This is a genomic window from Phocaeicola sp. RTP21198st1_B8_RTP21198_201120, from assembly GCF_040929485.1.
Taxonomy (GTDB): domain Bacteria; phylum Bacteroidota; class Bacteroidia; order Bacteroidales; family Bacteroidaceae; genus Phocaeicola; species Phocaeicola dorei.
Window position 1 is genome coordinate 92,835 of sequence record NZ_JBCOCI010000002.1, and the last position, 15,362, is coordinate 108,196.

A 15,362-nucleotide genomic window follows, 5' to 3' on the forward strand; every position below is an offset into this window, starting at 1 on the left:
AGGATTAAATTTTTAATAGATTATTTGATAGAATGGGCTGTTGAGCAGCGAATATTCACGAGTGTATTCAGTTGCATTCCACATTCGCATAGGTTCGTTAGGTTCCATAGGCATGGAACCTGTACTTTCGTAATATGATGAATTATAGCCAACATATATTTTTGATTTAAAATCAATGTTTCTCATTATAATTCTCTCTGTCTTATCTGTACAATTTGCATTTATCATAGGCCAGTTTTTATAATTGGGTTCATAGTTGCATTTATTTTCAAACATACTTATATTGAAGATAATATCTATATAGGGTTGGGAAGGTTTTGTCTTTTCTCTATCTTTATAAAAATACAAATAAAGTTGGCTTGACGAATGATAATCGCTTTTGTTGGAATAATCAGGTAAGTATGAATTATTTTCACGACTTGGCTTTACATATAAAGGTTCTATATGGATAGTATTGATAAATTCAGTTTCAACCAATCCATGTGAATTGGCATAGGAGAAAGAACATGTAATAGGTACACCATAGCTTGTTTCTGTGAATTTTGAATTATATATTAAATTTAGGAAATGGCTATATCCTTTAAATGTTTGTACGGCCAGATTACTATCTCCCCCTATAATTAGCACTTTGAATTCTGTATTTTCAAAGAATTTTTCTTCTTCTTTATTCAGAGTAGTTGTTTTCTTACTGAAGATTCTATCAAATTCTTTTTTTATACACGTTTCTGCGAATTCGTATGATTCGTCTGTTTCAAAGGCAATGATTCCCAGTCTTCCATAAGTCAATGAATTCACATAAACAGGCTCATATTCACTTTTTCCTTGAATAGGTTGGTCACTTAAAGGAGCAATATCCATGTTGACGGTGAAACTTGATTGGAAGAATTTAACATACATTCCTGTTGACTTTTGTATTTTATCCCTGTATTCTGTTGAACTTTCACTTTTTGAAGAAAATAGTTTTCTTGTATTAATATTTGTTCCGAATGCGGTTTTAATTTCATCGTAAAAGCTAAATCTCTTGTAACTGAACATGAATTTCTGATTCTGTTCGAAATTTCCATCGGTTACCATCTCAACCACATAATCACTTAATTTAGAGAAAGTGGGTGCTTCTATAGTTCTGCTAGTGGGTTTGGGTGTATTGTGTGCCAATGTCATTGATACTGTTATGGGTTTTCTGTTGCTGATAAATACCGGTATATAATTTTGGTTTGAAATGCTATTTCCTTCTAAAATGGATCCTGGAAATATGTAATTTCTTCCATATAAAACGGTTGCTTCTGTACTTTTCACAATATATTGTTTATTGAAAAATGCATCATCTTCCGGTGAAAGTGATCTTGATGTTTTGTCTTCCAGATTCTTATTATATTGATTTATCCAATTCTGATATAGAGAATCTCCTGGATATGTATATAAAGAGTCTATTTTAACAATATCTTTATATTTTATAAGACTGACATTAGGGGTAATATGGGCTAATTCTGTTGCTTCATTGCATGAGCAGATTAGCGTTACGCCTAGAAGTATGTGTAAAATAGAACGGATGCTTTTCATAATGATGATTATTTATTGTACATTGAAATAGTTAACAAATACAGAATTATCTTTTATGTTAGAGGCGGAAAATGATATAGGTCCTCCGAAATCATCGGGTGTAACTGTTGAAGATAAATAAGTAAGTATGCTTGTAAAAGGATTGTCTGGGTTGATATCTTTTATTCCTTTGTTTCCAATAGTCATCAATCTGATATTAGAATTGGCTAATATTGCTAGTTCTTTTTGACTAACTTCCTTAGACTTCAGTAAATTGTCAATAGTTTCTTGTAATTTGTCATAATCAATATTACTTTCAATAACTAGTATAACTTTTCTGCCAAATTGTATTGAGTTTATAAATGCAAGCTTGTCTAATTGTTGCAAAACTTGTGGATCAGTGCTTAGTGATTCCGGCATATCCATTATAATGCTGAAAAAACTTTGATTTATATCTATCAATATAATATTCTTTTGAGGCTTATAATCGGGTGTGATGCCTAATAGTTGCTGAAGGTTAATATTTTGTCCCCAATTGACAGCTAATTCTTGGTATGATTTTATCTTTTTAATTACGAATGAAAAAGAATAGTTACTTTTCAAAACATCGTTTGTTTTTAACGCTTCATGAATAGCTTTCATCATGTTATTATAGGAAGGAGTGATTGTTTGTGACTTTATAGGAATGGTGTACCCCATGTTTATAGGATTCATTGATATTTTCAGGAACTTATATGTGTCTTGATTGATGCTGTTGGCTTCCAATATTGCTCCTATGAATATTTCATTGGGGCATTTTGCCACAAACTTATCTGCACTATATTGCTCTTCTTGGCTATAAGCAAGTTTAGCAATCATCAAAAATACGATGGTGTATATTATTTTAGTTTTCATTTCTTTGTATTTAGGTTTTATACTCATATTTATTCAAAGGTATATTTTCTTTTCAGCCATATAATGGAAAGGAAATCTTGATTCATTAGTTCTGAATAAGAGATTAGATTATACTCTTGTCCTATTGCCATAAATGTACGTTGGTCATTATTGTTTTTTATTATATAGAATCCTATATTGAGTATTACTCTTCCATTTTCGTCTTTTTCTCCACAGTATTCCCATTTATCTATTGGCTTCTGGTATATGAATAATTTTTTATCTTGCCATTTTAGTTTATACTTTTCTACTATATTATTGGTTTTTACAATGGAAAGGGAGTCCCTATCGAATTGTAATTCATGGGGGCAAGACCGTTGGATTCGTTCTCCGAAATATGCAGTTTCTGTTTCTGTTAGGTCTTGAATATCGTTTTTATTGAGTATTTCTTTAAATTCTACTTTTTCAGAAAACTTTAGTTTCAATATGTAAGAAGTGTCTTCCGGTGTGGGAAGAATAGGAGAGGGATCGTCCTTGTCTGCGCAAGAACTAAACATAAGTGTTCCTATTGAAAGGAGAAAGGACATGCCTACAATAAGTAGAGTGCTTTTTTTCTTTTTCATAATATTGGACTTTAGTTTTCGTATATAAATTCTCCTGCCAATATTCCCTTTTCATCGGTGATTGTCAGTTCATATATTCCTGCCGGAATATTCTCTAAAGAAGTTGATAAAGAAGAATTGGAGTGGGGTATATAGAGGTTTCTATATACTACATATCCTTCTTTTGATTTAATCTCGATGGTTACCGCTTCCCAGTCCTGTGCGAATTCGATGGTTAATTCTTTATTGCAGTCGTCAAAGAAAGCTTTTACCGGAATGAATGACTCTACTGGAATTCTATGGTTGCCATGTTTTATAAATTCTATATTTCGCTTTTTAGCGCATAATAATAGAGGAATAATTAAGGCTATCAAAGCCAAGCTTATTTTTAATTTGTTCATAATCGTTTTACGTTTTAGTTTTGTACAAACTTAGGTATTATAGGATTATGAATGACAAAAAGAGGGAGTTATAGTATATACAAGATTTGTTGATTATCAGTGAGTTACAGAAATTGTTATATACAGTGATGTATATGTAGTGTTTTATAATTCACTGATAATAAGACCTGTATGAGAACTATTTATTTTAAGAGGTTTTTGATGATGTAATCTCGTAAAAACGTTTCTTTATCGTGCTTTAGTTGGACCTCTTGATAAATTCTCGTTCGTTTCATTCGTACAGAAGCCGGATTGATGCCAAGCAATTTTGCTTCATCATTTGCGTCAAATCCAAAAATATGGAGATAGCAATATTGATATTCTGATTCTGTCAGGTTGGGAAATGCCTCTTTTAGTAGGGAGTAAAATTGGGGATATATCTTGTCTACTTCCGTCATTATGGAATGCCATGTTTTGTCAGTAGGGAGTTGGGAGTCCTCAAGCCTATTTTTTTTAGTCAAAGAAATAAGCTTCTTGCCAACTGTGGATGTTTCCAGACTTTGCTTTTGCAGCCGGTTGTATTTATAGGATATTACTTCTATTTCCTGTTGTAGTTTGTGGGCATTATTCTCTTTGTCTGCCAATGCTTTTTGCAAAATCTGCTTTTTTTCTTCTAGTTCTGCAGATAAGTGAAGGAGCTCTATTTTCATCTTATCTAGAATTGTTTGCTGGTAATAGATTTTGGCTTTGCTTCTCTGCCGGTAAATGATATATCCTGCAACTGATAGTAAGAATAAGGAGATGGCAATAATGATGATGATTGTATTCCTTTGCTGTGTAATCTTTAATAGTTCGTTCTCTTCCCGTATCTTGGCGTTGTTATACTTTTTTTCTATTTCCAATACTTTTGTCTCATTTTGAACTAATGTCAGTGAATCGAGCATGTCGGAACAGATTTCTTTGTAATGGAGTGCTTCCTTGTATTTTCCTTCTGCCTTATAAAGCAGGTAGTAAGCTTGATTGAAGTAATAAGCGATATCATTGTGTTTGGTTATCGTTTCAATCCATTCGTGTGCTTTTGCCAGTTGGTTGTCTTTTATATATATGTGTAATAGGGAGATAGAATCCTTATAGCTTTCTTTGCTGCCCGTTTCAATGGCTTTTAAGAAATATCTTTCGGCATTCTTGTATTTTTCTTGTGCCTCATATATCACTCCAAAAGCATTGGCTACATCAGCTGTTAAATCTTTGTTATGCAGTAGTTGTGAGATGGAATCAGCCTTTTGAAGTAAGGGTATGGTGCAATTAAAAGAATCAGTGAGTGTACATTCACACGCTAAATCTTTTAAGGCGTATGCATAGCTTTTGTAGTTCCTTGCTTTCTTGAAGAAGTTACTGGCCTCTTTTCTTTTCTCCAGACGTTCACTGGTTATATCTCTAAAACCATACAAATCTGCCATATAGGCACAAATATACCCTGCCACATTATAGGCCTGATGTCCTTTGGCCAGTTGCAGCGCATCGGCATATATTTGCATTGCTTTATCATACTCCCCATCTTCTACATAAGCACGGCCCAGATACAAGTCTATTTGCGCCTGTTCTTCTGCCGTGCCGTGTTCGGTGAACCATTGTTGTGCCCGTTGCCATTGGTAGATAGGGAGTAATCCGGTGGCTGCTTCGTCCGTTACTTTACCGCATAGCATACACCAGTGGGCAAAGTCCTTATCAGTCAGTTCATCGGGGGCTTGTATGCTGTCCAGTAGCACGGAAGCACTATCGGCATACATGGGAATCAGTTCCTCTACAGATTGTAATAGCGGAAGTATGCTTGTCTCTTTTCTGCATCCGGGGAGGATGAGAATGAATAGTAGTCCTGTCAAAAGTAAAGCTTTCATAAGAATGTGTTCAGATTTTGCAAATATAGTCATAAATCCGGGCAACTTGTATCTGATAGAGGGAAAAGTCAGTTTTTTATGCTTTCCGTGGCTTCTCCTTTGGAAGTGAGGTGGGAAAGCATGAAAGCTCTTTGTCTTGTCAGTGAAATCTGTCTGTTGTATTTTGTTCTTCTGCCTTTTCATCAAGTTTTATCACTAAAGTGAAGAAACTGTATCACTTTAGTGATGAAGTTTGATTACCTTAGTGATGAAAGTTCATCACTAAGGTGAAACGATTAAATGAAAAGGCAGAGATTGGGAGAAAATACCGGTGGAATCACTCAAGTTACAGGAACGGAATTCATTTTGTTTGCGCCATTTATAACGGTTGTAATGTTGTGCTTTCTATTGAAATATCCTATGACAAAATGATGAAGAATTTATGAATAAATCAATCATGGTAAATAATTGGTTATCAACACTTAATAAGTAAATGAAGAATTTGAAGGAAATAATCAGCCAACTGGATACTGTAACTCCTTGTGTTTTGAATCCGTTGTTTTTACGCCACAAATCTTCTGGTCCATTTGCATGCATACATCCCTCTGACCACCAGGTAGCTGATGAGAAAGGCTGTTACGGCCATGCAAATAATGTGTATTATGGCAGGAATCCCCTGAGGCAACAGCGAGGCGAACAAGTCATATCCCATTTGCACGAAGACGAAATGACACAGATAAATGCCGAAGGTCATGGATGCCACTTTTGAAAGAACAGGCGAAGAAGGTATTTTGAGCTTCTGTATGCAGACAAAAACAGGAAATGTCATCATAAATACATTGATGCCTCCGAAAAGCCATACTATTTCCAGATAGGCGTAGTTTCCCGGAAAATATTCCTGCATGATGAGGTAGCCGCCGAAAGTGATGGCGTACCCTGTCACAAACATAGGGATACCGATAGCCAGGGTTTTTCTCCAACTCCATTGCAGCGGGTATTTTACCAGATAATGGGCCAGTATCAGGTAGCCAATAAATCCGGAAACATAATAAAATGAGCCGAATGCATTCCAGTCGCACACTCCCAGGATATCCATATTGCCCCAGTTGCCGATATATCCCAGTGCGGGAGCGGCCATCTTTATGTAGGGAAGAAATAAGGAGATGCCCCAGATGGAAAGAAATAGCTTGATATCTTTCCGGGTAGCACGCTCCAGCCATGCATGGAAGATGGGGATGATGAAGTAGAGTCCCACCAGCATATACAGATACCACAGAGGAGTGGTGTCATAGTTGAAATTGAAAATGAATGTCCAAATCTTCGTGATAGTCATTTCCAGGGTGAAGGCGGACATGTCTATGGTAGGATTGTCTGTCGTGGTGATGTAATTCAGATAAATGAAATACAATACAGGCAGCATGACCGACCAGAAGATAAGCGGGACAACAATGCGGCCGATCCGCTTTTTGTAAAATTCACTCATGCCGTTTCGTACAGGAAACAGCAGCACTCCTGTCATCATCACAAACAAGGGCACGCAACAGCGTACGGCACTTCCCAATGCGCACCCTTGCAGAAAAGTAGGACGGTCTGTGTCAAAACGTGCCACAAAAGGGTCACAGCAATGGGCGAATACAACTAAAAAACAGGCGGTGACGCGTAGCAAGTCTATCCATCCGATGTTCTCTCTTTTATTTATTTCCATATTTTCTGTTGGGTTTATTTTTGTTCAAGCACTATTACTAAAGGACGGTGATCTGATGCTACCGGTTCATTTACTACCTGTGCGGAGATTACTGTGAAGCCTTTCATGTTCTGTTTCAGTGCTGTAATATAATCAATGGTTTCTGTAGGGGCGGGAGCCGGAAATGTATGTTGGTTTACGTCAGAAAGTATCTGAAAATCCTGTTGCAAGTATTTTATGAATGCGGATTCGGGTTCGGCATTCAGGTCGCCGGCCAGGAAAAAAGGTTTTTTATGAGCGGCGGCAAAGTCTTTTATAAGCTCCAGTGAGGCCATGCGGTCTTCTTCGGTGAGAGACAGATGGGTGCAACAATAAATGTAGTTGTCGAACTCTGCCATAATCAGCGCACGTGCTTCTTCCCGTCCGGGAAGTGTCATGGTTTTCAGGCTGACGGGAATTTCTTTGGTGAGAAGTCCGATACCATATTTTCCTCCGTCGTAATCAATGGCAGGGGCAAAGTAAGCGTGCATTTGCGTACGTCCGGCTATCTCGCCCAGTACGTATTTTTGTCCGCTGCGGTGGGTCATGCTGTCTAGTTCCTGCAAGGCTACCACTTCGGGGTGGATATGATTGATTACATCGGCTATGCGTTGGAAGTCGCATACATCATCCATTCCGTTTGCATTTTTAATGTTATAGGTCATTAGCCGTAAGGAATTTTGTGATTGTGCCGACAGGGCAAAAAGAAGGGTAAAAAGTAAGGGCAATGTCTTTTTCATATATTCATCAGGTTTTGATTGTTTAAATTCTCTCCAAAGATAGATAAATTCTTATTGTCATTTTCATATTCTTGTCTGAAAAGTATGTATTGATAAATACTTTTATATAATTATTTTTTCATTTTGCTCCTTTATAATTATATCAAAGGGATTATCTGTCAGTTTACTTTTTATCCATGCGCAAAAATCAAAGGTTTTTAATAACGGCCTTTCATATTTGTCTTCTTCTATTTTTTGTATATTTTGTTGATAGTAACTCCAAAGCTTATTTCTATACTGTTTGCTTTTGGGTAATGGATAGGATTGAATGAATTTAAAAAGAAGCTTCTCTGTGATATATTGTTTTGTTTCGAAAGAAGAACTCCTTTTAATTGACTTTATTTCATTCTCAAAATAATCATAATTCCCTAATTCAGCTTGTAAAATAAGATTGACTAGTCTTGCTATTCTGTAAGTAGGGAATATATAGAGGGATTTACCGGAACTTAATATCTTCTTCATATTTTTACGTGCTTCTTTTAGGTCTTTTAGACCTATATGTAGAATAACCAGACTTAGATATAATTGTAACTGCAAATTCAATTCTAATAATGAAATCTTTTTGAAGATGGGCTCCTCATTTTGTTGTTGTAATTCTTGTGCGGATTTGAAGTTCCCTGTATTGAATAAGCTGTAAAATTCATACAGGTAGATGTAGACCTGTACTGTTAGCCTGAATTCTGCTGAATAATCTCCCTTTTCCATTTCTTTTAGTCTGGAAATGAAGAAGGGCATCTCCTTGTATAATCCGACGGACTGTAAACTGTCCAGTACTCCCAAGATAGCATTCAGATAATACAAAGGAGGATTTAGAATCATGTGTTTGTTTTCATCGAAGAGCAAGATCAAATCTTGATATAAGCGTATGGCTGCCTTGTAATTACCGGAATTGAGGAAATAGGTGGACTGGAAAAGTAGATGTAGTTTTTCTGTTTCAAAGCCTTTATATGAGGAGTTGGCAATGAGATTCAGCTCACTTAGCACCAGATCGTTTAAGTTCTCTTTTTGCTTGTCGGACCGGATGCAGCCTTTGTAGGTGAACCGGTATTTAAGTATGTCATATAATTGGGTATGAAGATTGGCACTGCGGGTATACCTCATTATTTCATTTATCTTCATTTGTTTGTCCACCACCTGTTTTTCGCTCATACCCGTAAAGTCATACATACTGAGATATTTTAGTTCTGTGCGGCGTATCAATAGTATCAATGAGTCATTTTCATAATGGATAGCTAGTTTTTCCGCTTTCTCAAGTTCCGATAAGGCTTCATTTAGCAGTTCTCTTTCAAATAAGATACCGGCTTTTGAAATATAATCAAAAATTTGAGTCTGGATATCCTGTTGCTTATTCAGGTGAACTAAACAATTAAGTACTACTTTATATAGATGCTTGACTGCCATATCGAAACTTTTTCCTTTTTGTTTTATACAGAATTGCTTGTAGATATCATCTATAGAGGTATTGTTCTCTAATAATTCAAAGAGAATAAGATAGCCTTTTTCTCCATTTTGCAGATTGCTGTATAGCTTTAAATATCGTTTTTCTGCTTTTGATAGGGATTTAATCAGAGCAAGTAGTGAGATGGCTTTATTCATAAAGTATGTAATATATGTCTTTTCAAATATAGGTATTATCTATGAATATACAAGTGGTGAAAGTATTAAATAAGCGTATGTTTTTATGTTATAATAATAATCCTAAAAGGATATTCTTTTATTGATTGAATATATAATCATTTGATAAATAGTAAATTATATATTGTTAAAAGTAAGATAATTCTATATGTGTAATGATGGCTAGCGGCACTTTATGGCTCAAGAAGTTTTTTGTGCTCAGAAATATAGAAAAAGAAAAGGGCGTCTATGTGATTTATTATGTTAGTTACCAATAATATATGATATAGTGTAGTATAGAAAAATTAGATAAATAACCTGTTTGGGATTATCAAAACAGGTAAATAATGGATGTTGTTTTATGATTCTATCCATCTATATTTGCAATGCGTCGAAGTAATAATTATCTATATCCGGAAATAGAAATTAGATTTTGATGCATAAACCTTTATTAATTAAGATCTATTATGAAACACAGACTTTCTAATTTATCGAAAATCTATCGAGATGACATTTGTCGTAAGATGAATATTCTGCCGATAGTGTTATGTATGTTTTGTATGGGCAATGCATACTCGTTGATGGCCGCAACACCATCAGTTAGTGAAACTCTTCAGCAAAACAGGAAGATCAAGGGTAGAGTGGTGGATGTAAACAATGAACCTATGATTGGTGTAAGTGTGTTGGAAAAAGGGACAACCAACGGAGTTATCACTGATTTTGACGGAAACTTCACATTGGATGTCCGAGGAAATTCAGCTGTTCTCGTATGTTCTTATATCGGTTATATTACTGCTGAAATCCAGGTTGGAAACCAGACGGACATTCACGTACAAATGTCTGAGGATGTAAAAACAATAGACGAAGTCGTTGTCATTGGTTATGGTACCACAACTAAGAAGGAGTTGACAGGCTCTGTTACTTCTATTGGCAGGGATGATTTTAAAGCCGGTAATATAAGTAATCCTATCCAGCTGCTACAAGGGCAGATTGCAGGATTGAATATTGCTCGTCCGGATGGAGCGGATCCTACGGGGGGATTTGAAATTCAGCTACGTGGTTTGACTACGATGAAAGGAGGGTCGGGGCCGCTAATTGTGATTGACGGCGTTGAAGGTGGAAATCTTGCCAATTTGAATGCCAATGATATTGAATCCATTGATGTATTGAAAGATGGTTCGGCAGCTGCTATCTATGGTACCCGTGGTACCAACGGCGTTATTCTTGTCACTACCCGCAAAGGAAAGCCCGGACACTCTTTGATTGAGTTTTCCAGTTATTGGACTACTCAAAGTGTTACAAGAAAGCCGGAATTTCTTTCTGCTGATGAGTTCCGTTCTACTTTGAAGGAATATCTCCCCAATCAGGCTGCTACATTGGATTATGGAGCATCAACGGATTGGTTTGATGAGGTCACTCGTGACACTCCCCTTAGTCAGTATTATAGTCTTGCAGCATCAGGAGGCTCGGAAAAACTGACTTATCGTGGAAATATTTCCTGGCATGATGATAAAGGTATTGTGCGTAATTCGGGAAACAAACAATTAAGAATGCGTTTCAATGTGTCACAAACTGCTTTAAATGACCGGTTAAAGCTGGATTACAATATCTCTTATTCTACTGCCAAAAAGAATTTTTCAGGATATGAAGTGATGAAGCAGGCGGTAACACGCAATCCTACGGAACCGGTATATGATACAGAAGGGAGAACTCCGATTTCCGGCGGTTACTATTATAATGATGGTCCGTTTAAGTATTACAATCCGGTTGCCATGCAAAATGAATCGACTAATGAGACATTAGACCGTGAGTTCTCGGGAAGTGTACATGCGTCATTAAAGATTATTGATCCTTTGAAAATCAATGCTTTGGCTTCATTGGTAGAAACCAATACTCGGAATGGGTATTACCAGACCCAATATTATCCAATTGATTTCGGTACTAATGGCCGGGCTACCAGCACGAATTCTCTATCAAGCAGCAAGCAGTTTGAAGTGAATGCAGATTTTAACCACTCTTTTGGCGACCATAAAATTCAGGCTATTGCTGGTTATTCGTACTATGATTATTGGAATGAACGTTATTATGGTATGAATTATGGATATGATACTGATATTTTTTCATTCTATAATATGGGGGCAGGTTCTGCGTTGTCTGCAGGTAAAGCATCACTTACCAGTAATAAGCAGTCCAATAAACTAATTTCATTTTTCGGTCGTGTCATGTATAATTTCAGCGATAAATATTTGCTTTCTGCTTCTGTACGTTATGAAGGGTCAAGCCGTTTCGGGGCAAATAACAAGTGGGGTACCTTCCCGGCTGTCAGCTTGGGGTGGCGCATTACGCAAGAAGAGTTCATGAAAAAGTTCAGATGGCTGGATGACTTAAAATTGCGTGCTGGATTCGGTGTTACCGGTAATCAGGATATTGATAATTACCAGTCTTTGTCATTGCTTACATTCGGTTCTCGCTTTTTGTATGATGGAAAGTGGACTAGTACGGTTTACCCGAATAGTAATCCTAATCCAGACTTGAAATGGGAGAAAAAAGAGGAATTCAATGTGGGACTTGATTTTAGTGTGCTGAAGGGACGTTTGATAGGAACCATTGATTATTATGTACGTCATACAAAGGATTTGCTGAATTCATATACAGTTCCTGTTCCCCCCAATTTGTATGATACGATGTTCGCCAATGTAGGTCAGATAAATAATTCGGGTATTGAAATTTCGTTGGGCGCATCTCCGGTTGTGACTAAAGATTTTACTTGGAATCTGAACCTGACATTTGCTCGTAATACCAATAAACTGGCTAGTTTCTCCAATAATGAATATGCTATGGTACAGATGAATACCGGTTATTTCAGTGAAGACTTGAAGACGTATACACAACGTATTGTAGAAGATGAGCCTATCGGTAATTTCTATGGCCCTAAATGGTTGGGATTTGATGCAAACGGAGATAATATTTTTGAAGATTTGGATGATGACGGGAAATTATCGGATGGAGACAACCAGGTAATTGGTAACGCTTATCCTGATTTTACTTTCTCTATTCAGAATTCATTTTCTTATAAAAATTTTGATTTGAGTTTCTTATTCCGTGGCTCAGTAGGAAATGATGTATTGAATATGAGTCGGTTGTATTATGAAGGATTCAGCTATTTTGGTAGTAATAATATTCTGAAATCGACCTTAGACCATCCCGAATATAAAGGTGGAGCCATTTATTCTTCACGCTTTATTGAAGACGGTTCTTTTGTGAAGCTTGATAACCTTACGTTGGGATATAATGTGCCTTTGAAAGGTAAGGTTATTTCTAAGATGAGGATTTATGTGACCGGTCAGAATCTGCTGACTTTGACCAAATATAAAGGCATGGATCCAGAAGTTCATTTGGCAGGTTTGGAACCGGGTATCGAATGGTACACTTTTTATCCCCGGACTAAAACTTATCTGCTGGGCTTAAATATAACATTCTGATAATTGATGGATTAACCTGTTAAATTGTATCTCATGAAAAAAATAGTTATATCTGCTTTGTTGGCTGTATGTACCGGCAATTGTTTCCAGTCTTGTACCAATCTGGATGAAGACGTTTATTCATATATTCAAACTGATGATTTCTTTAAGAACGAGCAGGAGATGGTGATGAATATTGGACGGATTTATGATTATATGAAACAATATACTCATTATTTTAATATGTGGGGGGCACTGACTATCAGTGCTGATGAGGCCATTTGTCCGTTCCGCGAGGGCAATCTTTGGTGGGATAATGGCGTGTGGATTGATTTGCACTCCCATAACTTCCATTCGCATGTGAATAACAATGCTTGGGATTTTATTTTTGGAGGGGTGGCCTTATGCAATCAGATTCTTTACATGATTGAGGAATCTCCAGTGGATTTTGCTTCCAAACCCAATTTGATTGCCGAAGTAAAAGTAATGCGTGCGTGGTTCTATATGAATGGCATTGATTTATTCGGCAACATACCTTTTACTGATAATTTTAAAGATGAGGGATTACCACCACAAAAAGACCGCCAATTCTTGTTCCCGTGGATTGAAAAGGAACTGAAGGAAAACGTAGAAGCCCTTCCGGCTATACCGGCTACCAGTAACTATGGACGACCGACTCAGGCTATGGCATATACAGTATTAGCCAAGCTCTATATTAATGCGGAGGAATGGATTGGTAAAGAGATGTGGCAGGAAACAGTAGATGTTTGCGCGAAGGTAAGAAAACTGGGTATGACACTGGAGTCTGATTATTTTGCCAATTTCAAAGTTAATAACGAGAATTCAAAGGAGAACATTATGGTAGTGGTATATGATAATGTCCAAACTTCGGGTGATTGGACTTATAATTTCAAGCTACATCAGGAAACCTTGTATACTCTGAGCCAACAAACATTTGGTATTGTTGATTTTTGTTGGGATGGTTTTTGTGTCACTGAGTCATTGTATAATAGCTATGATGAGAATGATGTACGTAGAAAATCATGGTTGGCAGGCCCGCAATATGATAAAAGCGGTAATCCGCTGATGTATCGTGGCGAGCCGTTCAGTTATAACGTCAGTGTTACTTCTTTGTATGATCCACAGAATCCGGCTAAAACGGAAGATGGTGCACGTTGTGCAAAATATGAATATGAAGATGGTTTGCAGGGCTCTATGAGTAATGATTTTGTGATTTATCGTTATGCTGATGTGTTAATGATGGAAGGTGAGGCATTGGTACGTATGGGAAAAGCAACCGAAGCGCTTCCGTTATTTAATGAAGTAAGGCGGCGGGCAGGTGTAGCTGAATATACAGCAAGTCAATTGACCCTGGATGAAATCTTAGCAGAAAGAGGGCGTGAATTTGCATGGGAGGGATTGCGTAGGCAAGACCAGATTCGTTTCGGAACATGGGGAAAAGCCTGGGATTTTAAAGAACCCTCAGAGGATTACAAAAAACTGTTCCCGATACCGTATTGGGCGTTACTTTCTAATCCTACCCTACAACAAGAACCTGGATATACTAATTAAAAAAAATATATGATATGAAACAACAAAAAATATTGGTTGTGGGCAGTGCAAATACTGATATGGTGATTCAAACAGATCATCTTCCAGTATTAGGGGAAACAATTTTAGGTGGAACTTTTTTTATGAATCCGGGTGGAAAAGGGGCTAATCAGGCTGTTGCCATTGCTCGGTTGGGGGGAAAGATTACTTTCATATGCAAAACTGGTAGAGATGTTTTTGGTCATCAATCACATCAATTATTTGAGGATGAAGGGATTGATACTTCGTATATTTTCTCGGATTCCAAATATCCTTCCGGTATAGCTATGATTACGGTTGATCATAAAGCTGAAAATTGTATAACTGTCGCTCCCGGTGCCAATATGAATCTTACTCCTACTGACTTGGCAAAGGCCAGGTCTGCTATTGATGAGGCGGATATTATTCTGTTGCAATTGGAAATTCCGATGGAAACGGTTGAATATGTAGCCAAAGTTGCCAAAAAGCAGAATAAAAAAGTTATTTTAAATCCTGCTCCTGCCCAACCTTTGTCCGAAGAACTATTAAGTGCTCTTTATCTTATTACTCCTAATGAAACGGAAGCAGAACTTATTTGTGGACAGAAAATCACGGATATTGATTCGGTTACCAAGGCTGCTAATTTGATAAAAGCTAAAGGGGTGAAGAACGTAATAATTACGATGGGATCGAAAGGAGCGTTTGTTTGTACTGACACTATTTGTGAATTGGTTCCGTCCTATAAAGTGAAGGCTGTAGATACAACGGGGGCAGGCGATATTTTTAATGGAGCATTGGTGCTTGCTATTTCCGAAGGTCGTGATTGGATAGAGGCAACTCGCTTTGCTTGTAAGACATCGGCAATTGCCGTGACAAGAGTAGGTGCACAGTCATCAGCACCTTATAGAAATGAAGTGGATGTGTTTAACCCTGAAAAATGAAAAA

Annotated in this window: 11 protein-coding genes; 3 read left to right on the plus strand and 8 right to left on the minus strand. The window is 37.0% G+C overall.

All coding sequences use genetic code 11. The annotated features are described in order from the left end of the window. Window positions 1–12 precede the first annotated feature (12 nt). From AB5935_RS01830 to AB5935_RS01865, 8 genes are all read right to left on the minus strand, one after another. Window positions 13–1,560: a thiol-activated cytolysin family protein gene (locus tag AB5935_RS01830; protein ID WP_007834258.1), complete on the minus strand. Its 1,548-nt coding sequence runs from the start codon at window positions 1,558–1,560 to the stop codon at window positions 13–15. 12 nt (window positions 1,561–1,572) lie between these two features. Continuing rightward, the gene (locus tag AB5935_RS01835) at window positions 1,573–2,433 is read right to left on the minus strand and encodes a thiol-activated cytolysin family protein (protein WP_007841675.1); all 861 of its coding nucleotides are present in this window, start codon (window positions 2,431–2,433) and stop codon (window positions 1,573–1,575) included. A 29-nt stretch (window positions 2,434–2,462) separates the two neighbouring features. Next, window positions 2,463–3,035 (minus strand): hypothetical protein, encoded by a 573-nt coding sequence (locus tag AB5935_RS01840; RefSeq protein WP_007834261.1) that lies wholly within the window; start codon window positions 3,033–3,035, stop codon window positions 2,463–2,465. A gap of 11 nt (window positions 3,036–3,046) precedes the next feature. After that, a complete protein-coding gene (locus tag AB5935_RS01845) occupies window positions 3,047–3,415 on the minus strand; it encodes a DUF3244 domain-containing protein (protein ID WP_007834262.1) in 369 nt (122 codons plus the stop codon). Window positions 3,416–3,597: 182 nt separating this feature from the next. Then, a complete protein-coding gene (locus tag AB5935_RS01850) occupies window positions 3,598–5,475 on the minus strand; it encodes a tetratricopeptide repeat protein (RefSeq protein WP_368327320.1) in 1,878 nt (625 codons plus the stop codon). Window positions 5,476–5,833: 358 nt separating this feature from the next. Then, entirely contained in the window at window positions 5,834–6,976 is a 1,143-nt protein-coding gene (locus AB5935_RS01855) for an acyltransferase (protein ID WP_005849916.1), read from the minus strand. Between the two features lie 14 nt (window positions 6,977–6,990). Further along, the gene (locus tag AB5935_RS01860; protein WP_195370161.1) at window positions 6,991–7,734 is read right to left on the minus strand and encodes an endonuclease/exonuclease/phosphatase family protein; all 744 of its coding nucleotides are present in this window, start codon (window positions 7,732–7,734) and stop codon (window positions 6,991–6,993) included. A gap of 102 nt (window positions 7,735–7,836) precedes the next feature. Next, window positions 7,837–9,369, minus strand: a complete 1,533-nt coding sequence (locus AB5935_RS01865) for a hypothetical protein (protein ID WP_038605214.1) — start codon at window positions 9,367–9,369, stop codon at window positions 7,837–7,839. A 485-nt stretch (window positions 9,370–9,854) separates the two neighbouring features. On the opposite strand from AB5935_RS01865, the gene AB5935_RS01870 reads away from it, so the two are divergent. From AB5935_RS01870 to rbsK, 3 genes are read left to right on the plus strand one after another with little or no spacing between them, the layout of a single operon-like run. Beyond that, window positions 9,855–12,869, plus strand: a complete 3,015-nt coding sequence (locus tag AB5935_RS01870; protein ID WP_007847826.1) for a SusC/RagA family TonB-linked outer membrane protein — start codon at window positions 9,855–9,857, stop codon at window positions 12,867–12,869. A 33-nt stretch (window positions 12,870–12,902) separates the two neighbouring features. Continuing rightward, window positions 12,903–14,420, plus strand: a complete 1,518-nt coding sequence (locus AB5935_RS01875) for a RagB/SusD family nutrient uptake outer membrane protein (protein ID WP_007847823.1) — start codon at window positions 12,903–12,905, stop codon at window positions 14,418–14,420. 14 nt (window positions 14,421–14,434) lie between these two features. After that, on the plus strand, window positions 14,435–15,358 hold the full coding sequence (gene rbsK, locus AB5935_RS01880) for a ribokinase (protein WP_007847821.1): 924 nt from the start codon (window positions 14,435–14,437) through the stop codon (window positions 15,356–15,358). The last annotated feature ends 4 nt before the right edge of the window (window positions 15,359–15,362 follow it).